The organism is Dyella sp. GSA-30, from assembly GCF_027924605.1.
Classification (GTDB): Bacteria; Pseudomonadota; Gammaproteobacteria; order Xanthomonadales; family Rhodanobacteraceae; genus GSA-30.
Window position 1 is genome coordinate 3,723,676 of the sequence record NZ_AP027042.1, and the last position, 21,163, is coordinate 3,744,838.

Sequence of the window (21,163 nt, forward strand, 5' to 3'; positions counted from 1 at the left end):
CCATGCTTCCCATCGTCAATGCGCGTGGCGTTCCCGGTTGTGCCGGAGCATTGGCTCGCGGGGCGGACGGGGCGCGCTACCTGGTGAGTTGCTATCACGTGCTGTATGGACACGGCGCTACCTCGGGCGATCCCGTGTTCGCGATGGACGAGTCAACGGGACGGCGGCGTTATGTCGAGCTTGGCTGTACCGTCCGTGGTTTCATCGGGCATGTCGATGGAGGGAATGTCGATGGACAGACGCACGCCTCCTTCGTCGATTGCGCCATCGTCACCCTCGACAAGGCGACGGAGCTCCCGCCTGTACTGCGCGACACGCTTCACGCCATGGCTTGCCCCGACGGCGTGGGCCATGCGGAACGTGGCTCCCGAGCTTTCAAGGACGGCTGGATCAGCGGTCGCACCGAAGGCGTCGTGGTCGATACGGCGCACTACGAACGCCCCTTTTTCGAAGACGGTCAGCGCGACTCACCAGGGCAGATTCTGATCCAGTCGCTCGAAGACGAACGCGCCTTCTCGGTAGCGGGGGAATCGGGCAGCGCCGTGTTCGACGAGCGCCGTCGGCTTGTCGGTTTCCTGTGGGCATGCAACGCCGCCGGCGAAAGCATTGCCTTCCCTGCACAGGCTGCACTGCGCCAATTGGGTGTGACGGTCGAATCGACATACGGGAGAGGCGGCGATGAGCGATGACCCGAACACCGTTCACAAGCCAGGCGACGTCATCGGCAACCCGTCTGCGTCCGATGACAGCGACTCCGGATCGCTAGGCTGCTTTGCCCGCAACCGGGCCGATGGCTCGGCCGTGTTGCTCAGTTGTGCGCATGTCCTGTTCGCCAACATCACCGATGGCAACGCATTGGCGATCTATTCGCCCGCATCGCACTCCACCTGCTGCACCCATCGTCAGATCGCCTCCACGCTCAGGTCGTGGGAAGAAGGTTTCGGCCCACTCAACAACGCCGGGCAGGCCAGTGCGGTAAGCATGACGGCAGCCGGCGATCCCACCACCTATAACGGCTGGGAGACGGATGCCGCGATCGCGCAGCTCCAGCCCAACGTGCTTTACAGCAACGAGTTACCGGGCGGCCTGGGCATGATCACCGGCGTACCATCCAGCGGCATCGGTGTGCCGGCGGGGCCGGCGTGGGGAACGCCATGGACCGATGCCCAGGTAGTTCGCTTCTTCAGCCCACTCACCGGCAGGGTGCATTACGGCACTCTGGTGCCACCCGATCATCCAGGCACTTATACCAGCGGCGGCAGCGGTGCGGTCGACCCGTTGCGGTGGCCCTATCCCGCACACGATTCGAGCGACACCGCCAGCAATGCGCGAGCCACCATCGGCGCCCTGCTGGCCCTGCCTCGTCCCGGTCCCGGGGAAACCTACGCCGACTACAGATCGCGACCGCTGCTGTTCGGACAGCCCGGCGATTCAGGCAGCGTGGTGGTCAACAACGCCATGCAGGTCATCGGCATACTCGTTCGCTCCGGCCCGCACCCCCGCGGGCTCGATGATCCCGCCTATTTCGCGGCCTGGCAGCAGACGGAATGGATCGCAGCGAACAGCATCGGATGGATCGTGCCCATCCAGCTGGTGCTCAATCGGCTCAATATCGAGATCCCGGCCAGCTACGCGCAAACGACCATGCCGTCGACCAGTGCCGTCGCTTTCGGCGTGCCGACGCTGGAGACGGCCGCCGAGTATCGACTGGAACGTGGCCGTCAACGTATCGCCGATGCGCTTCGTACCTCGCGCATGGGCAAGTTGCTGCTCGGCAAGATTGGACAGCATCGCGTCGAGGCGCGCCGCATTGTCCTGGGTAATCGACGCGCGCAAGTGGTCTGGCAACGTCACCAGGGGCCGTCGTTCATACGCCATTGCGTGGAAAACATGCGGGATTCCACGCATCCCATTCCCACGTCCATCAACGGTGTAGCAAGAACGGATTTCGTCCAGGCCGTTGCCACCATGCTTGCGCGGTATGGCAGTCCATCGTTGGCACGCGACGCGGCAAGGTTCGAGCGAATCATCACCGTGCATGGCATGGACGTCACCACGCTCGACGAAGTACCCACGATCCTAGCTGGCCTGCGTCGTTCACGCGGCACCGATCAGGGCATGCCGTCATGAGCGACTCACAAGGCACCGTCGCCCTCATCCTTGGGGAGATCCACAAAGTCTTCTCACCGCTCGCGGCGGGCCTTCGTCCCGAAGCGGCACCGGGCTTCTTTGCATCGCTAGGTGTCGGCATGACGCCAGCGCAGGTCTCCGCGTTGGCGTCCGCCTTCTCCACCACCCTCAACGACATGGAGAATTTCGTCAGCGTTGTGCAGGAGTTGGTCCAGGCAAGCGATGCCTCCACGGAGATCGAGAAAGGCGTCGAAACCGCGGTCAAGCTCGCACGCGTCATCGCCGACATTCCGCCCTTGATGAGCGCGCTCGGCAGCCTTCCCGGAGTGACTCCGGCGGTGATCGACGCCCTGCCCGATCGCCTGTTCTCGCTGTTGCTGGCCGACTACCTTGGCCGTAGCCGCGGGCTCAACGAGGTGCTGGAGTTCACCGGCATCCTCGAGCGAGAAGATTTCAACCTCGACTCCACCGATCCGACCAAGCCGTTCTACACCATCAACACATTCCACTTCGATCGCGTGGGAGGCTGGCTCAGCAACCCCACCCAGCAGCTTCAGTCACTGTACGACTGGGGTAGTGCCGCGTTCGACGGAAAAAAGTTATTGCAGGCGCTGGACACCTTTTTTGCCATGCTCGGCCTGCCGGTCAGTTACGACGACTCGGGGGCAACGCCGACGCTCGACCTGATCGGTATCGAGGTGGTGCCCAAGACCACCGTGACGCCCAAGGGGCTGGCCATCACGCTGAAGGACAAGTCGGCGCAGTCGACGCTGTCCTTCGACGGCGTCGACTGGACGGTCACGCTGACGCTGGAGTTTGGCGTACTCGCCGGCACCGAGATCGTGGTGCAGCCCGACGGCAACATCACCGTGACGCCGCCGGGCGCAGCTAGCGTTTCGGGCAAGAGCACGATCGCGGTGGTCAAGCAAAGCGATGCATCCAATCCCATCGTGCTGCTTGGACAGCCCGGCAGCAGCCGGCTGGAAGTGCAGAAGCTCGAACTGGACCTGGGCGCGGGTTTCACCTGGAACGCCGGCAAGGCCAGCGGCAGCTTCAGTATTGGAGGCGCGTTGGGTGGCGGCAAACTGGTCATTGGCATGGATCAGGCCGACGGCTTCATCGGTACGCTGCTGTCGGGCGTGCATGTGGAATCGGATTTCGATCTCGGCTTTGGTTACTCCACCGATCATGGTTTCTATTTCGTCGGTGCCGGCTCGCTGGAGATCCAGATGCCGATGCATCTCGACCTCGGTCCTGTCGAGATCAGCGCACTCACCTTCTCGGTGGGCATCAAGGGCCAGCAGTTCCCGGTGGGATTGGCGGTCGATCTCAATGCCTCGCTGGGCCCCTTGCAAGCGGTGGTCCAGCAGGTGGGCATCGAGATCGATTTTGCACTGAAGAACGATCGCAGCGGCAATGCCGGCCCGATCGATGTCAGTGTCGGCTTCAAACCGCCCAAGGGTGCCGGCCTGAGCATCAATACCGGCCTGGTGACCGGCGGCGGCTACCTGTCGTTCGATCCGGACAAGGGCGAGTACTCCGGCGTGGCGCAACTGTCGATCGCCGAGATCGTAACGGTGACCGCGGTATCGCTGATCACGACCAAGATGCCCGATGGTTCCAGCGGGTTCTCGCTGCTGTTGATCATCACCACCGACTTTCCGCCGTTGCAACTGGGCTTCGGTTTTACGCTCAATGCGGTCGGCGGCCTGCTCGGCTTGAACCGCTCCGTGCTGCTCGACGTGCTGCGCGATGGCGTACGCACCGGCGCAGTCGACAGCATCATGTTTCCCACCGACGTCATCGCCAATGCGCCGCGCATCATCAGCGACCTGAAGGCGGTCTTTCCGCCACAGAACGGCACCTTCCTTGTGGGCCCCATGGCGAAGTTCGGCTGGGGCACGCCATCGCTGATCACGCTCTCCCTCGGCGTCATACTGGAGATCCCACCGGGGAACATCGCCATTCTTGGCGTGCTCAAGGTGGCGTTGCCCGATGCGGATCTTGCGCTGATCCAGATCCAGGTGAACTTCGTCGGCACCCTGGACGTCACGCAGCAGCTGATCGCGTTCGACGCGAGCCTGTACGACTCGCACGTGCTCTTCATGACGCTGGAAGGCGATATGGCGGTTCGCCTGAAGTGGGGCGACAACGCCGGCTTCGTGCTGTCCGTGGGCGGTTTCCATCCCTCGTTCACGCCGCTGCCCGGGCTCAACCTGCCGGCGACGATGAAGCGGCTGAGCATCAGCATCCTCGATTACGACTGGGCGAAGATCAAGGTCGACTGCTATTTCGCCGTCACCTCGAACACCGTGCAATTCGGTGCGCACCTGTACCTGTTCTTTGGCGTAGACGACGCCAACATCTCCGGCCAGCTCGGTCTCGATGTGCTGTTCCAGTTCTCGCCGTTCTACTTCGTGGCGCTGATCACCGGCTCGCTGGGCATTTCCGTGTTCGGCTACGACCTGCTCAGCATCGACTTGCGCTTTCAGCTGTCCGGCCCATCGCCGTGGCGTGCCAATGGCACCGGCAGCATTTCGATCCTGTTCTTCAGCTGCGACGTGAGTTTCGACGTGACCTGGGGCGATGCGAAGGACACATCGCTGCCGCCCGTGGATGTCATGCCGATCTTTCTGGGCGAGCTCAACAAGCAGGAAAACTGGCGTGCACTGCCGCCGCCGTCGAGCAATCTGCTGGTGTCGCTGCGCCAGCTCGATCCCTCCCTGCTGATCCTGCATCCGTTCGGCGCGCTGACGGTATCCCAGCGCGCCCTGCCCTTGCACCTGAAGCTGGACAAGATAGGCAACCAGAAGCCCGACGACGTCGACCAGGTCGATATCTCCGGTGCCAACAGCGGGCCGGTCAGCCTTTCCGTGAGCGATGCCAACGAGCAGTTCGCCATCGCCCAGTTCCAGGACATGTCCGATGCGGAAAAGCTCTCGCGTCCGTCGTACCAACCCATCAAGGGCGGTGTGACCATCGGTGCGAATACGGCGATCCAGTCCAGCAAGATGACCCGCCGTACCATCGACTACGACATCACCATCATTGACAGGCAGCCACGCAAGCCGCTTGCGCTCGGCGCGCTCTATCGCGCGAGCAGTGTGTTATTCCACCCCTTCCTGAGCGGCTCCACCGTGGCGCGTTCGTCGCTGTCGCAGCAGACGAAATCTCAGCTTCGGCCCTACGCCGACATGATTGCGGTAGGAGCGGAAAGCTTTACGGTCAGCAACCTTCAAGACAACACGCCGCTCGACGCCAGCTCGACCTTCGGCAGCGAAGCGGCGGCGCGACAGTACATGCAGGAACGTCTCGCGGCCACACCCTCATTGGCCGGCGCCATTCACGTACTGCCCGCCTGCGAGGTAAATGCGCCGTGAGCGACCCGACCTATTCCTTCCTGCCGTGGTTACGCAGCGGCGTCGCCAACAGCATCACGCAGGCGGACGGTGACGCCAGCATCATGGTGCGCGCGACCATTCCCGTCGACCTGACATTGAGCGGCACTCAGCTGGATGGAAGCACTACGACGCAGACGGTTCATCGCGATGTGAGCCTGTACGGTCCCGGCGATATCGTCGGCATCGAAGGCAGGGCGATCGTCAAGGTCGACCCGCGCGACTACATCACCAACTTCGAGCCCAACTATCTCGCCTACGTGGAGTTTTACGACGAGGATTTCCCCTGGCGGTACACGCCCGCGGCCGCCGATGTCGGCAAGAGCCGGTTGCGGCCCTGGATCATGCTGGTCGTGCTGAAGGAAACCGAGTTCACTGACGGCAAGGACATCTCGGGCAAACCGCTGGGATACATCGAACTGGCATCCGGCGTGGACGGCAGCAGTGTCTTCCCCGCGCCGTCCGAACTGTGGGCATGGGCACACGTACACGCGAACGTCGACCTGTCCAATCAGGGTGACGAAGCGATCGGCGGCGTGCTCGACAAGCTGACCCAGACCATCGCTTCCAATGCGGACCTCGCCTATTCGCGGCTCCTTTGTCCACGACGCCTCGAGCCCGATACGGCCTACCACGCCTTCGTCATTCCGGTGTTCGAGAGCGGCCGCCTGGCAGGTTTGGGCGCTGACATCCCTGGTACGACCGTGGCGACCGCCTCGTCCTGGGACAATCACCAGGCGCAGTTTCCCTACTACTACCGCTGGTATTTCAAGACCGGCGATTTCGGCGATTTCGAATACCTGGTCAAACTCCTGCAGCCGCGCCCGGTCGACAGCCGCGTGGGGGTGCGCGACATAGACGTCATTCATCCCGGCGCCAATCTGCCGCCCATCGACACGCCGGCGACATTGGGTGGCGTGCTGAAACTTGGCGGCGCCCTGCGCGCGCCGTTCGCCACGCTGCCGCCGCAGGACCAGGCCCAGGTCACCCAGTACGATCAATGGGACCAACCTTTCCCGCATCCCTTCGAAACCGCGATGGCCGACCGCATCAATCTCGCGGACGACTACACGCGCGACGCAGCTTCCGCGGTCAATCCCGATGGCGATCCCGACCCTGTCATCACCTCGCCGCTCTACGGTCGCTGGCCTGCGCTGGTCAAGCGCGTTCTGAAGGCGAGCGACGGCAGCACTTTGCCGAATGATCAGAACTGGATTCACCGGCTGAACCTGGATCCCCGTTTTCGCGTAGCGGCCGGCTTCGGCACCGATGTGGTCCAGGCCAACGACCAGAGCTATATGGCCGCCGCGTGGCAGCAGGTCGGCGACGTACTCGCCGCCAACGAAAAACTGCGCTTCGCACAATTCGCCATGGCGGCCTCCGCCGGCCTCTACGATCGGCACATCACGACGTTGACGCCCGAGCGACAGTTCCTGCTCACCGCGCCCGTCCATGCGCGGGTCATGGGCAGTCCGACCACGGTAAGCGCCCTGGTGCGCGCCAGCGTGTTGCCGCCCGTGCTCACTTCCGGTGTGTATCGACGGATCACCCGGCAAGGCACGGCACTGATGAATCGTCTGGCGCTGGCGTCGACGGCCCCAGCCGCCATCGTCACTGGTGTCAACGCCGGACAGTGGTTGACCGCGCCACCCAAGATCGCGCCGACCGGAGCGATCGGCATCGGCGATGCCGTCGCTGCGGTCACGCCGTCCAACGAGCCATCGTGGATAGCGCAGCTGCTTGCACAATATCCGTGGCTGCGATTCCTGCCGCTGCTGATTTTGCTGATTGCATTGCTGCTTGCCTTGGGACTTGGCATCGTCGCTCTGGTGGCGGTGGCCGTGCTGCTCGGCGCCCCGCTGGTGATGCTCTTCAAGACCCTGAGCCAGTGGGCTCAAGCCGGTCAGGTGGTGACGTCCATCCAGGAAGAGCAGCAGACACCCGCATCGGTCGATGCGCTGCCGACCGTGCCGAACTTCGTCATTACCGAGCCGGGCACCAGTTTCACGCCGCAATCGGGCACGACGGACAGCATCGAAGCGACGAACTTCAAGCAGGGGCTGCGTGACGCCTACACCTACACGTCCATCCAGTTTCCGGTAGCGCCACGACCGCAACTGGACCTTGCCGCTCTTTCCTCGAAGGTGGTCACCGCGCTCAACCCGAGGATCGCCATTCCAAAACGCATCAAGCAGATCGTCTACCTGCCGTCCTGGCTGCTCGACAACATGGTCGAAGACTTCACGCCGGTGATGGCCTATCCGGTATTCGACCTGCCGATGTACAAGCCGCTCAGCAACCTCTCCATCGAATACTTTCTGCCGAATATCAACCTTATTCCAAACAACAGTTTGACGTTGCTGGAGACCAACCAGCGTTTCATCGAGGCCTATATGGTGGGTCTCAATCACGAGATGGCGCGGGAACTGCTGTGGAACGAATACCCCACCGACCAGCGCGGCAGTTATTTCCGCCAGTTCTGGGATGTGAGCCTGCAACTGCCGCCCAATCCCACGCCGGCCGACAAGGAAGCGCTGCGCGACATTCCCGAGTTGCACAAATGGTCGTTGCATTCGCAACTGGGCGATCACAACCTGCGCGAGCAGAACGGGGCCGCCGCACTGCTGGTGCTGGTGGTGCGAGGCGAATTGCTCAAACGTTATCCGACCGCGGTCATCTACGCGCAGAAAGCGCAATGGCAAACCAAGAACGGCAAGGTGGACACGAGCGAAGACCGCGCACTGGTGGAGCTTTCCCAGGCCGAGGAAGACAGCGACAAGCCGCCCGAATCCAAGGTGAGACTGCCGCTGTTCGAGGCGAAGGTCGACCCCGATATTTACCTGATCGGTTTCGACCTCACCGCCGAGGAAGCCAAGGGCGGGACACAGCCGACCGATGACGCAGGATGGTTTTTCGTGATCAAGGAGCGGCCCGGCGAGCCTCGGTTCGGCATGCAGGACGTTCCCGCCGGCAGCGGCAAACCTCCGCTGGTGAAGTGGAATGACCTGGCCTGGGTAGATACCGACGTCGTGCCCGGTGGAGTCATTCAACTCAACAAGACCATTTCACTGCTGCCACCGGTCGTGCCCACGCCGCCCGATCCGCAAAACCAGTCCGACCCTGCCGATGCACAGGCGAAATGGAACCCCTCCACCGACGCGGCCGAACTTGCCTACATCCTCTATCGGGTGCCGGTGCTGGTGGCCGTCCACGCCTCACGGATGCTGCCGTCATGACATTCACGGACCTTCAGGCCCAGCTGGCTCAGGCCAGGGCGCAAGGCGACGCAGCGCTCACGTCGCTGATGTCGCAGCGCGAACAGCTAAGGTCGGTGCAGCAACAGATCGCCACACTCAAGCGACTGGACAACGGAACCGGACAGGCGCACGAACAACTGCTCCGTTTGCAGGCACAAGCCGACACACTTTCGACGCAGCTGGGCCAGGCGCGCCAGGATGCCTCTCAGCTGCGTGCCAGTGCCGTCGGACTGCTCGGTCAACTCGCGGCACTGGAGCCTCCGCAGCAACAGATCGAGCAACTTGTCGACACGGTGCCGATTCTGCTCTTTCCGGTACGCATCGAAACACGCTTTCAGGTGGCGTCCCAACAGGTCCGCGGCAGTTCCTCCCAACTATGGGTTCGTATTTACCCGGACGATTGCCAGATCGACACGTTCGAGTCGATGCTAAGCGCTACCGAGGTGACTAACGCCACGGCGTTCTGGATCGCCATGTGGCGCGCCGGCAACATCGAGGCGCAGGAGCGCGGCGCATGGAGCACCCTGGTCAGCAGCTCGGGCTCGGGCCGGGCCGCCTATGTGATCCAGCAATTTGCGCCCATCAACGCTGCCGCCAAGCCGACCAAGACCAACCCGCAGGATGTCGTCCTGGTGATCGTGCCGCAGATCACCGTGAGCGCGGCCGAGCAAACCGCCGCCTTTGCTTACTGGATTGCAGTGTGGAGCGCGGATGGTGCGACAGCACCGATCCAGAATGCCTTGACCGCGCTTCAGGCAGCGGTTGGCAACGCAAGGGCCGATCAACTGATCGCCGGCTTCGCGCCCGATCCCAACGGATGGGATCCGCCTACCGGTTACACGCGCGCCCAGGTCAACGCGACCTGCGCTGTGCTGGAGTTGCCCGCATCCCCCGTCACGAAAACGGCGTCATGGACGCAGGCGGCAAAAGCCTTTGCACTGCCCGATCGCTTCGCCGTGCTGGCGTTCAACCAGGGCGTGCAGGTCAAGAACGTGATCGGCAATCCCATTCCCGATGGTCTGGCTACGACGCCCGATCCTTCGCTGCCATCGGGCGACCAGATCACGGTGACCGATGACGATGTGCAGTTCAACGACGATCTGCGCTGGATCGCCGATTTCGATCATGCCGTTGCTGTCGGCATGGGCATCAAGATCGACCTCACCACGGAAGAAGCCGTCAACGGATTCGATCGGCTGCTCGTCGTCGGCATGCGCTTCTCGTCGGATCAGAAAGAGGGCCAGTCGCTGCTGCAAACGTTGATCACCCACCAATGCGCAAGCAAGGGCGGCTACAGCCTGGTCCCGCAGGGCAGCCCTACCAACAACACCGATGGACAGGGCGCCGCCTATTCCTGGGTCGACGATCCCGATGCCGCCTACGACACGCTGTTCAAGGGTAAGGACGAGTACGCCGACAGTACCGACCCCTTGCAACGCAGCGATGGCGAGTGGTTCGCCAAGGCGCTGGGCATCGATGATGCGATCGTCAAGCGTATTCCCAATGCAGGCGGTTTCGATCAGGCCGAAGCGCGGGCCATGAACGTTGCGCTATGGAACGGCACGCTTGGCTATATGTTCGAGGAAATGCTTTCGCCAGTGTTTTCGAAAGCCGACGTAGCGTCGACGCGCCAGTTCTTTACCCGCTACGTCTCGGGACGGGGCGCGCTACCGGCCTTTCGGGTCGGCAAGCAGCCTTATGGGTTGTTGCCGGCCATGACGTTCGCCAACTATCACGGCCCGACCGGGCGGGCCGCGGCCGGCCTGCTGGCCGCGCCATGGTCCAGCTACCTGCAGCGATTGCACACGCTGCTGCTGCGTCTGGATGGCGAATGGAAGACGCTGTCCGCGAATGTTGCCCATATCGGTCAGAGTGGCGACCCGCACCAGTTGTTGCTCGACATCATCGGCCTGAACTCGGGTTCGGTCGAATATCACCAGCGCTACGCCGAGAGTTTCGACCAGCTCTACAACAAGCTCGTGCTTGAACTGGGACAGTTCTTCGGCGGGCTGCTTGCCCAATGGTTGCAGCAGCGCGGTGAGGCATTGCTCACCCAACTCGGAGCCGATCCGACCCTCAAGCCCGCCATCCTGCAGAAGTTCTTCTACGGGCAGAGCGCCCAACTCACCGGTCCTGTCGTCGACGATGTTCCCTTGTCCGAGAGCACGCCCGTTCGCGCCTATACGGCGGACAACAAGAACTACATCCAATGGCTGGCGGGTGCGTCCCTTGACGTTATTCGCCGTCAGGACTTCGGTGGCAACGCGCCACCCAACGCCCTGCTCTATCTGATGCTGCGCCATTCGATGATGCTCTCGCAGTGGGATACCGGCGTGCGTTTCCTGGAATCGCACGGCCTGGCCAGTGCGAACGCACGGCTCGAACCGGCATTCATCAACGTGCAGACCGCAGCCAACACAGGCGAGAGCAAGTTCAATCAGTTGTATCAGCCACAGCCTGCGATTACCGGCGGCGCAGCGGCGACGCTGGCCGACTACGTGCTGTTGCCCGCCATCCTGCACAGTGCGGCCGAAGCAGAAGATTTGAACGAAGTCGTGGCTGCCCTGGGCCGACTTGCCGGACTGCCTACGGCACGTTTGGAGCGGCTATTTACCGAGCACATCGATTGCTGCAGCTATCGCCTCGATGCCTGGAAAGCGGGTCTGGTCGCCACGCGTCTGGAAGAGATGAGAGCACCCGGCAACGCGAGTGCGTCCGACCAAGGTATCTACCTCGGCGCTTTCGGATGGCTAGAAGATGTGCGCCCGCGCGCTGCAGCGCTGGAGGCCGTGCGACTGGAAGGCGACAACCAGAAGGTGTTCCAGCGGCCCGGCGATGCGCCGCTCAAGTACGACATCGCCAATGCCGGCTTCATCCACGCACCGTCATTGAACCAGGCGGCGACGGCGGCGATCCTGAAGAACGCCTATCGCGTCAACGCGTCCCCCGCCCATCCCGACACTATGGCGGTGAACCTCACGTCGGAACGTGTTCGGCAGGCGCAGACCATTCTGGAAGGCATGCGCAACGGTCAGACGTTGCCGGCCCTGCTCGGCTATCGCTTCGAGCGTGGCTTGCACGACGATTACCGGCAGGCGGAGGTCGACAAGTTCATCTACCCGCTTCGTCAGGCCTTCCCGTTGGCAGCCAACAAGCTCAAGAGCACGCAGACCGACGGCACGGTGGACATCAGCCTGATCGACGCCGACAACGTGATCGATGGGCAGGCCCTGATCAATCGCACCCAAACGGCAGGCAACGCGACCTACCCATTCGGGCTGACGATCGGCAGCGGCCCGGGCCAGGTGCCCGCCGCGACATCCACGGAACAGGATGTCATCAACGCACAGGTCGATGCGCTGCGTGATCTGTATGACGCGTTGGGCGACATGGTCATGGCCGAGAGCGTGTATCAGGTCGTGCTGGGCAACTTCGAGCGTTCCGCTGCGGTGAGCAAGTCGCTCAGCTCGGGCGCGCAGCCACCGGATATTCAGGTGGTCGACACACCACGCAGCGGCGTATCGCTGACGCATCGGGTGGCGCTGCATCTCGATCCGACGGTAAACCCGGCCACGTCTCCCAGCAGCGTGCCGATGACGCCGCGCGCTACCGCCGAAGCGCCGCTCAACGCGTGGCTTGCGACCAACATGCCGCCACCTGCCTCGGTGGTGGTCAGCGTCAGCTACAGCACGCCCGCACTCTCCGCACCCAAAACCGTGGTGCTCACACAAGCCGATCTCGGGCTGCAGCCGATCGACTTGCTCTACGTCGCCAACCTCGACCTGGATCAGGCAATGGGCGAACTGGACGACCGCATCGTCCAGGCAGTGCGCTATGGCAGCGACGGGCATCCTGATATGGACGTCTCCATCCAGTATCTGACCCCGGTGCCCGGCAAGACCACCTTCTTCGAATTGGCGGCGATGGTGCGTAGCCTACGCAAGATCATCCTGCAAAGTCGCACCATCGGCCCGACCGACATGACGATGCCGCTGGAGGCAAAGTCCACGGAAGCGATCTGGGACGACGCGGAACTCGCCTCTCGCGTCGATACCGCCATCGCGGCGCTCACCGTACGGCGCGATGCACTCGTCGCCCTGCAAGCCGACGCGTCCGCACTGGACGACTACGCGCACCTGGTGACCGACGAGTTGCTGCGCTGCGCCCTGCACGGTATCGCCCAGGCCGGCACCGGCCAGATGCATGGCGACATGCGCTCCATCTACGACGCCATCACCGTCAAGCTCAATGCCGTGGTCACCCGCTGGCAAGGCAAGAGCAGCGACTTTGCCGCGCTGATGGCTACCTGGCCCTCACTGGCTACCGACCCGGAACGCTTCGCCCTGCTCAAGCAGGCCGAGCGCCTGATCATGTCCAACACCACCGCCACACCACCGGCGGACCCCAATGTCTATAAGGCAACGATCGACGCCGACAAGACGCAGTTCGACCTGCACCTGTCTGCATTGCAGGTGGTGCTCGCCTTCAACGGCGCGCGGCTGGTCGACTACGCCAATGCCGTGACGGCGCTCGAGCCGACAGTCGCGCAACATGACGCCACACCGCTGGACATCAGCGACCAGCAGGCAGCCATCACCAACCTGCGCGTAACCATCGTGTCGCGCATCACCGCCGTGGCCAAGGATCTGACCACGCGCATTACTGCCGCCACCACCATTGTCGGCAACCCGCCGACGGACTCGTCGCAATCGCGCGTGCAGCAGCTGCTGGCCGCGGCCAAGCAGGTACTCGGCGACGAAGCCCAGATTGTCCCGCGCTTCGTGTTGTCCGATGCGCATGGCACTGAGTTCAACAACGCCTGGACCGGCTCGTCCTCGCTGCTGACCGATGTGCTCGCCAAGGGGCGCCAATTCCCGGTAGACGACTGGCTGTACGGCGTGGCGCGCGTGCGCAGCAAACTGGGTGCGTGGGAAAATCTCGCGGTGCTGAGCGAGGCGTTTGGGGCTGCCGCCCCGGCGCTGGTCCCGCTCCAGCTCCCGTTCACCGCAGACGATCGCTGGATGGCCTTGGAATTCGATGCCGTCGCGGCCGGCCAGGGCGACCATCTGCTGTATACGGCGCACTTTGCCGCCCCCTTCGATCCGGGCGCCGATCAATGTGGCCTGCTTATCGACGAGTGGCTGGAGCTGGTGCCGGCAAGTGACGTGTTGTCCGGGCTCACCTTCCATTTCGAGCGACCGAACTCGCAGCCGCCCCAGGCTGCCCTGCTCGTGCTGCCATCGGTGCTGCGCGGCCACTGGCAATGGGACGACCTGGTCGGCGCGCTCAACGACACGCTCGATGCCGCCAAGGCGAGAGCGGTCGAGCCTGCGCAGATCGACACGACAGACTATGCGTCGTTCCTGCCAGCAACAATGATGGCGGTGACGCTGTACCAGATCACGATCGCCACCAATCTCGCGCTCAACAACAATATCTACGCGCGCATGGGGAGCTGACGATGACCATTCCGGAGAAATACACGGTCGCGAATCTGACCCAGGCATTGGCGCAGCGGCTGTATCCCACGGTCACGGTATGGAATCGCCTCGAGGGCCGGCCACGCACTTCCAACTTCGATCGCGCGCTCAAAGCCGAAGTGCGCGATGCGCTCTGGATGCTTACCAAGCAATGGCAGATCGGCGAATTTCGCGCCGACGATGCCGGCTCGCCGGTCTCGGCAAAAGTGCGGATGCGAACCTCTCCCGTCACGAAATACCAGGCGGCGGGCGGCACCGCCGAGGCCTATGACGGCAGCCTCCCCATGGAGGCGCGAACCGAGCAGCTTCCCATCGCCTTGCAGTGGGACAGCAAGGCGATGCGATTGGACTTGCGTGCGCAGTTGGGCCGTCAGTGGCGCAAGCTGCTGGACGGCGCAGGACTTTCGACGTACACGCCACAATACCTTGCACGCTATCCCTTCCAGTTGCCCACGCAGGACACGCTTGGCGACTATGTCTACGCCCATCGCCAGGGCTGGCAGCAATACGCCGCACTGGCGGGGCGCTGCATCGATGGCGGCAACCTGTATGTCTACCTGACAGCCAATCCGGCCCAGCACGCGTCCGACGGCGTGACGTTGTCGTCGCCCGGCGACCAGTCCGCGCTGGACAATCTTGGTGCGCAGTTCGTCGCCTGGTACCACGCACAGTATCTGCAGGAAACCGGCCAGAGCGCGTGGCAGCCCGATTACCTTGAATATCAGCTCGCCTGCTCCGCCACACAGGCTGGCCAGGAAGTCGTGCTTGCAGCCAGCGAGTACGCGCAAGGTCATCTCGACTGGTACGCGTTCGATCGCTCCACACCCGCGGGCGGACTGGGGCAAGTGACACCCGCGCCGACTGCCGTCGAACAGGTGAGTGTCACACCCTTTATTCCCACACCGGTCACCTTCCAGGGCATGCCCGATCCGCGCTGGTGGGCACTGGAAGATCGCAAGACCGATTTCGGCAGCGTGTCGCCATCCACCACCGATGTGGCTCAGTTGCTGCTGATGGAGTTCGGCCTGATCTACGCCAACGACTGGTTCATGCTGCCGTGCCGGCTGCCCGTCGGTGAGCTTGCGCGCATCGAGGGCCTGACGGTGACGAATGTGTTCGGCGAGCGGTTCTGGATCATCACCGCCGGCACGGGAAGCCAGGACAACTGGCATCGCTGGTCGATGTTCCAGCTCAGCTCGGCGCCACCCGCGCAAGGCATGGCCGATACGAGTCTGCTGATTCCTCCGTCGACGGCGACCACCTTCGACGGCGATCCCATGGAGATGGTCGAGTTCGCTCGGGACGAAGTAGCCAACATGGTCTGGGCGATCGAGCGGACCATTCCCGCCGTTGCCGGACAAGGGCGCTCGGGCAAAGACGAGGCGCGTGAGACGTTGCTCTACCAGCAACAGTTGATCACTACCGCCGCACCACCACCTGCGGCCTATGCGGCGCCGATTGCCTATCGCGCGATGAGCAGCGTGCCCGAGCATTGGATTCCATTCGCACCCGTGCATGTGGACGGCTCCAACCGGCAGATCCAGCTTCAACGCAGCCGCATGCTGCGGATCATCGATGGCGATCCGAACCCGCCGGTCAAAATACCGCCGCGCACCACGCTCGTGCGGCAAGGGCTGGATGTCACGCCACCGCAGCCCTACTTTGTGCATGAAGAGGAAGTCCCACGGGCTGGCGCCATCCTGACAGAACGTTTCCGGCGGACACGCTGGAACGGCGGCACGACCTATGTCTGGCTCGGCGTACGCAAGCAGACCGGCCGCGGCGAGGAAACCAGCGGACTAGCCTTTGATAGTCTGGTGTCGGTCACGCCACAAAATGCCGGCCCATAAAAGCTGATGATTGGATTCAGACAAGCAAATATTTTCATTGTGGGAGTGCCTTCAGGGAACCTCGAATAACCCTTTCTACTCGTCATTCCGGCGCAGGCCGGAACCCAGTGGCTTTGTGAACGGTTATCGCGAGAGCGTGCAAAAGTCAGCTCTATCGCGAAAACTGAAAACCGATGCCACTGGGTTCCGGCCTGCGCCGGAATGACGATAGGAAGACTGAGGTTATTCGAGGCTCCCTTTGATCGCGACCGCCGTACATCACGACGAGTATTTGTCGTGACTGAAGTCGCTCCTACAAGATAGGCTGTCGTTCGCGGTTTAGTGTCGAGAGCTTTATACCCGGATCATGAAACGCGTTGTCATCCACATCCAAGCGGGCCCCGGATTGACCTGGCGAAGTCGCCTCATGGGCGTTGCCTTGGCGGGCATCATTCTCTCGATATTTCTGTTGTTGATGCTGGGTATCTGGATCGCGTTGGCCGTGGCTGCCACTTTGGCGATTCTGGTTGGGCTCACCCGGGCGTTTTTTCCGTCCGCCCTCGGCGGGCTCCGTTTCCCTCGCCGGACGTCGCCCTCCATGGGCACGCACACGTCCGCGCCGGCCAGCACCCCGTCATTGGAGACGCACGGCCATAGCCGATCGCCTGACGGCGATTCGTCGCCCCCGCGGGAATAAATGTTGATCCTGGATGGTATTGCCTCTCGTGAGCACTCCTTTCGTGCCCCGCTTCAGAGGTTTCCATCATGTCCGTATCTGTACAAGCGTCATACGCCGTTCCAATGTCACAGCCAGCGTCTTACACAAAGGTCGCCATCGCCATACATTGGCTGATTGCGCTGCTGATTTTTCTTAACGTCGGGCTCGGCATCTTTATGGAGAGCTTTCCAAAGAGCGCTCCAGGCCATGACGCGGTACTGTTCTATCACGCCTCGATTGGCAGTCTGATTTTCATGCTGGCCGTGCTTCGTCTGCTGTGGCGAATCACTCATAAGCCACCCGCACTTCCAGCAAGCATTCCATCGTGGCAGCAAACGGTTGCGCATGCCCTGCACTGGTTACTGTATTCGTTGATGTTTCTCGTGCCTATTACCGGCTATCTGCATCGCATGGCGGGCGGGCATCCGGTGAGTTTCTTCGGGATCGGCTTCCTGCCCGTTGTGCTGGGCAAGAACGAGCCCTTGCGCTTGCTCACCGATACCCTGCATGTGTGCCTGGTCTGGGTCTTTTGCATTCTCGTGGTCGGCCATATAGGTGCCGCTCTGAAACACAGGCTTATCGATCGCGATGGCGTTCTCCAGCGCATGTTGCGCGCATAAGGCGCTATGGACCGACAGGGCTGCTACCGACCGGGTTTGAGATAGATGAAACGGGAACCGGCGCGCATGAAAATCGCACCGGCCAGAAAAGCGATGCCCAGTCCGCCGGCCCAGAAGGTAGCGCCCCACAGCGCGCCGAAGCTATCGACCGTTGCCGTCAGTTTCGGCAACGAAGGATCGTACAAGACCTGCACTTCCTGTCCGGCCTGAAGGCAGACCGCACCATTTTGGGGGTAGTCGACCGCCGCATCGGCTGCAGTTTCAAAGTGAATCTCGACATGGGCGCAACCGTGGTTCTGGCGCGTGACCTTTCCTGTGGCGTGGCTTGCCGTGTGGATGAATCGCCAGGTATGCAGACCGGTGAAACCGCAGGCAACGAGGAAAATCGCGCCAACACAACCGAAGAAAAGTAGGTAGCCGGGAGTGGCCTTCATGACTGCGTTCCGTGGAAATCAGGGCGGTTAGTGGCCAGTGAAGAGTGGCATAAGGTGGCATGACGGCAGGCGCAGTTATCAGCCTTCCCGTTTGCAGGCATCGATCGGGTATTCGCAGCGCAGCTGGTCGGGTTGCGCGCCGGGCGAGGTCGCATCCATGTATTCGGTGGGCACGTTCCATACAGCCAATTTACGGCGCGAGGGAGCGCCCTCTTCTTCCAGGTAGAGCCAAAGCTTGTCGCCTTTCCAGCTGAATGCCGCGGCGGTCAATGCGTAGCCTTGTGGCGGCAGCAGATTCACCAGAGGCTTGCCCGTCTTCATATCGAATACGGTGATCGGAACACCGGCCGACGTGCTCCCGATGGCCAACAAGCGTCCATGAGCGGTGCGCGCGGCGCCGGCCATATAGGAAACGCCACGGGTACGCCAATCGCCACGGGATTGTCCAGTCGACAGGTCGATCACGCGCAACACAGGACCTTCGCCGGTCGGCAAATTTGCCAAGGCGATGGCCCATCCCGCGTCACGGCTGCCGAAGAAGGCGCTGTCGATCGAGGTCGTGACATTGGCGACCACCTTGCCTGTGCGCGGAGATACGCCGTAAGCGTCGCGGTCTGTCCACCAGAACAGGCCGTCGTTGAAATGAACGGTCGGACTCCAGAGCCAGGGCAAGGCGTGCTCCAGGCTGTCGGAGACATCGCGGCGTAGCTCGCTGTTCCATGCCGTGCTTTTCAGTTCACCCGGCTGGCCGGAGGTGACGTAAAACTTGCCGCCGATAAGCAACGCTACGCTGCCGTCAGGCGTGAGTGTCCAGTTATCCAGGAGCTGGTCGGCACCCAGCATGGGCAACGGTGTCGATGTGGCCTTGTTTTGCCCAGGCGACCAGGCGATAAGCCGCGTCGTTTGCCCATCGTCCTTGAACCCCCAGACAACGCCATGGGCATCTACTCTTGGGCCGGCCCGGCCGACATAACTTGGCGGTTCATCGGCATGCACTACCGCATCGTTTTGCACGACATAACGACGCGACTGATGACCAGCGGCCAATACGCTGCCATCGGGCAAAGGTAACAATCGCCAGGCGTCGTTGTCGTAACGTCGCAGGTCTTCTTCATCAGCGGGTAGATCGTAGACCGTCAAGCTTCCGTTCGGCGCGGTTGCCGTGTCGCGAACCTCATCGGATTTCTGCCGGCTGGGTAAGTCACGAATCAGCACATGCATACGTGCATCGGCGTCGCTTTCGCCAAGGGCATGCAGGGTCGTGGCGACGGCATGCAGGCGGTTATCGAGATCCGTGTCGATGTATTGGACGGCGTCCTCCTTGCGATCGATGCCTGGCGACGGAAAACAGGTCACGCCGGTCATGCAGCCGAAAAGGTGCAGCTGATGCCGGGCAATCGACTTGCTGCCGGTAAACCACACCAGTGTCATGGGCGTCCGGTTGAACATCGGCGACACATCCATGACACCGCCCTGCTGGTCATAGCGCGCAAACCGGTCGAGGCGCGTGCTGCCGAACCGCCAACGCTCGATCTGCTGGGCGAAGAAAGGCAGGTTCTTCAGACTATCGCGCTCGAACTCATTCTGGCCGGCGAGGGCCTTTTCAAAATGCGCCCTCTCTTCAGCGGTCAATACGCCTTGTGATAACGCATTGTCCATCAGAGGGGCGGTCTTTGCCGCAGCCTCATGCTGAAGTGCCGACGCAACCTCGGGACGGTTGCGCATGCTGATGTCCACCCAGGCCGAATCCATGCTCCACAACGGTGCACTGTCGTCGTTCCATTGGTAGTCGTCAGCTTGCAAGCTGCTTTTGAGTGCATCGCGCACCTGCGCCGATGGCGCGGGTATCAGGTAATAATTAACCTGCTGAACCATTTCATCATGGCTGCGCTGAAGATAAATGAGCGTGTGTACATGGCTGCTTGGATTTGGCGTCAATTGCCTTGCTACATGTGCGTAGCGTCCAAACGATACCGCGACCACCAGTAAGACGGCCATGCTTATAAGAAAGATCTTGCTGGTCAGCGCTCTACGAAACACGCCTGGCTTCCCGCCTCTGGCCACGTCGGTCTTCCCTGTTTAGTTGTTGGGTGAATTATTGCGCGGCACGCTTATCCGATCGCATCCTATACCCATGTCGCAAAAGCGGCCAGTTGCCGAAGGCGGCGGCACTGAATTCCCCGAATCTGCAAGGCGAATTGAGAACTGCGCCATAAAGGGTAAAGCCTGGCGTTGGCCTGCGTCATCGCGATGTAACGGGGCCGTCCATCACGCGGCGTTATCGTTGCATGCGGAAAATGTTCGCGGTAGCGTCACACGGTCCCTCTTTTCGCTTCAGGAGATCTTATGAAACTCGGCATGATTGGCCTCGGCCGCATGGGTTCCAATATGGCTCAGCGCATCGCGCTCGGCGGGCATCAGGTGGTGGGTTTCGACCTCAATCCGCAGGCGCGCAAGGAGCTGGAAGCCAAGGGCGCGGCATCCGCCGATTCGCTGGCCGCGCTGGTAGCGGCCCTGCCCGCCCCGCGCACGCTGTGGCTGATGGTGCCGGCGGGGGATATCACCGATAACACCCTCAAGGATCTTCTATCGCTGTTGGCTGCCGGCGACACGGTTATCGATGGCGGCAATTCGAACTACAAGGACACGGTGCGCCGGGCGCGGATATTTGCCGAAAAGCAGATGGACTATATCGACTGCGGCACCAGCGGCGGTATATGGGGCCTGACCGAAGGCTATAGCCTGATGATTGGTGGCGAGAAGGCGGCTGTCGAGCGTGCGCGGCCGCTCTTTGAGGCGCTCGCACCCGCCAAGGATCAGGGCTGGGGACATGTGGGTCCGGTGGGGTCCGGCCACTTCACCAAGATGATTCACAACGGCATCGAGTACGGCATGATGCAGGCTTACGCCGAAGGCTTTTCCATTCTCAAGCACAAAAGCGAGTTTGCGCTCGATCTGCATCAAGTGGCCGAGATATGGCGCACCGGCAGCGTGGTGCGCTCGTGGCTGCTGGATCTGACCTCCGATGCGCTTGGGAAGAACCCGAACATGAGCGGCATTGCGCCTTATGTAGTCGATTCGGGCGAGGGGCGATGGACGGTGGATGAGGCGATTGCGCTCAATGTACCTGCACCGATAATTACGCAATCGTTGATCGAACGGCTGCGGTCGCGCGACGACGATTCGTTTACCGACAAGTTGCTGTCGGCGATGCGTAACGAATTTGGTGGGCATGCGATCAAAAGTGAATGATTTGTGCCGCCCGTAACCTGGGGCCTTGCGCTTTGACGTATTGAA

10 protein-coding genes are annotated in these 21,163 nt (G+C 62.1%); 8 read left to right on the plus strand and 2 right to left on the minus strand.

What is annotated here, in order from left to right; translation table 11 throughout:
• Positions 1 to 2 precede the first annotated feature (2 nt).
• From QMG46_RS16010 to QMG46_RS16040, 7 genes are all read left to right on the plus strand, one after another.
• Positions 3 to 689 carry a hypothetical protein gene (locus QMG46_RS16010; RefSeq protein WP_281848841.1) on the plus strand — a complete coding sequence of 229 codons (687 nt, stop codon included), beginning with the start codon at positions 3 to 5 and terminating at the stop codon, positions 687 to 689.
• The gene (locus QMG46_RS16015) at positions 679 to 2,130 is read left to right on the plus strand and encodes a hypothetical protein (protein WP_281848842.1); all 1,452 of its coding nucleotides are present in this window, start codon (positions 679 to 681) and stop codon (positions 2,128 to 2,130) included. The genes QMG46_RS16010 and QMG46_RS16015 overlap by 11 nt, the downstream gene beginning before the upstream one ends.
• Positions 2,127 to 5,510 carry a DUF6603 domain-containing protein gene (locus QMG46_RS16020; RefSeq protein WP_281848843.1) on the plus strand — a complete coding sequence of 1,128 codons (3,384 nt, stop codon included), beginning with the start codon at positions 2,127 to 2,129 and terminating at the stop codon, positions 5,508 to 5,510. The genes QMG46_RS16015 and QMG46_RS16020 overlap by 4 nt, the downstream gene beginning before the upstream one ends.
• A complete protein-coding gene (locus QMG46_RS16025) occupies positions 5,507 to 8,764 on the plus strand; it encodes a hypothetical protein (RefSeq protein ID WP_281848844.1) in 3,258 nt (1,085 codons plus the stop codon). Before QMG46_RS16020 ends, QMG46_RS16025 begins: the two co-directional genes overlap by 4 nt.
• Positions 8,761 to 14,244, plus strand: coding sequence for a hypothetical protein (locus tag QMG46_RS16030; RefSeq protein ID WP_281848845.1), 5,484 nt, complete (start codon positions 8,761 to 8,763; stop codon positions 14,242 to 14,244). The genes QMG46_RS16025 and QMG46_RS16030 overlap by 4 nt, the downstream gene beginning before the upstream one ends.
• Before the next feature lie 2 nt (positions 14,245 to 14,246).
• Positions 14,247 to 16,115, plus strand: a complete 1,869-nt coding sequence (locus QMG46_RS16035) for a hypothetical protein (protein ID WP_281848846.1) — start codon at positions 14,247 to 14,249, stop codon at positions 16,113 to 16,115.
• Positions 16,116 to 16,895: 780 nt separating this feature from the next.
• Complete coding sequence (locus tag QMG46_RS16040; protein ID WP_281848847.1) at positions 16,896 to 17,432, plus strand: cytochrome b; 537 nt, start codon at positions 16,896 to 16,898, stop codon at positions 17,430 to 17,432.
• Between the two features lie 23 nt (positions 17,433 to 17,455).
• Here the strand turns inward: QMG46_RS16040 and QMG46_RS16045 are convergent, their stop codons facing one another.
• Both QMG46_RS16045 and QMG46_RS16050 read right to left on the minus strand, forming a co-directional pair.
• Positions 17,456 to 17,866, minus strand: a complete 411-nt coding sequence (locus tag QMG46_RS16045) for a DUF3592 domain-containing protein (RefSeq protein WP_281848848.1) — start codon at positions 17,864 to 17,866, stop codon at positions 17,456 to 17,458.
• Between the two features lie 78 nt (positions 17,867 to 17,944).
• Positions 17,945 to 19,741, minus strand: coding sequence for a hypothetical protein (locus QMG46_RS16050; RefSeq protein ID WP_281848849.1), 1,797 nt, complete (start codon positions 19,739 to 19,741; stop codon positions 17,945 to 17,947).
• A 471-nt stretch (positions 19,742 to 20,212) separates the two neighbouring features.
• On the opposite strand from QMG46_RS16050, the gene gnd reads away from it, so the two are divergent.
• Positions 20,213 to 21,118: a phosphogluconate dehydrogenase (NAD(+)-dependent, decarboxylating) gene (gnd, locus tag QMG46_RS16055; protein ID WP_281848850.1), complete on the plus strand. Its 906-nt coding sequence runs from the start codon at positions 20,213 to 20,215 to the stop codon at positions 21,116 to 21,118.
• The last annotated feature ends 45 nt before the right edge of the window (positions 21,119 to 21,163 follow it).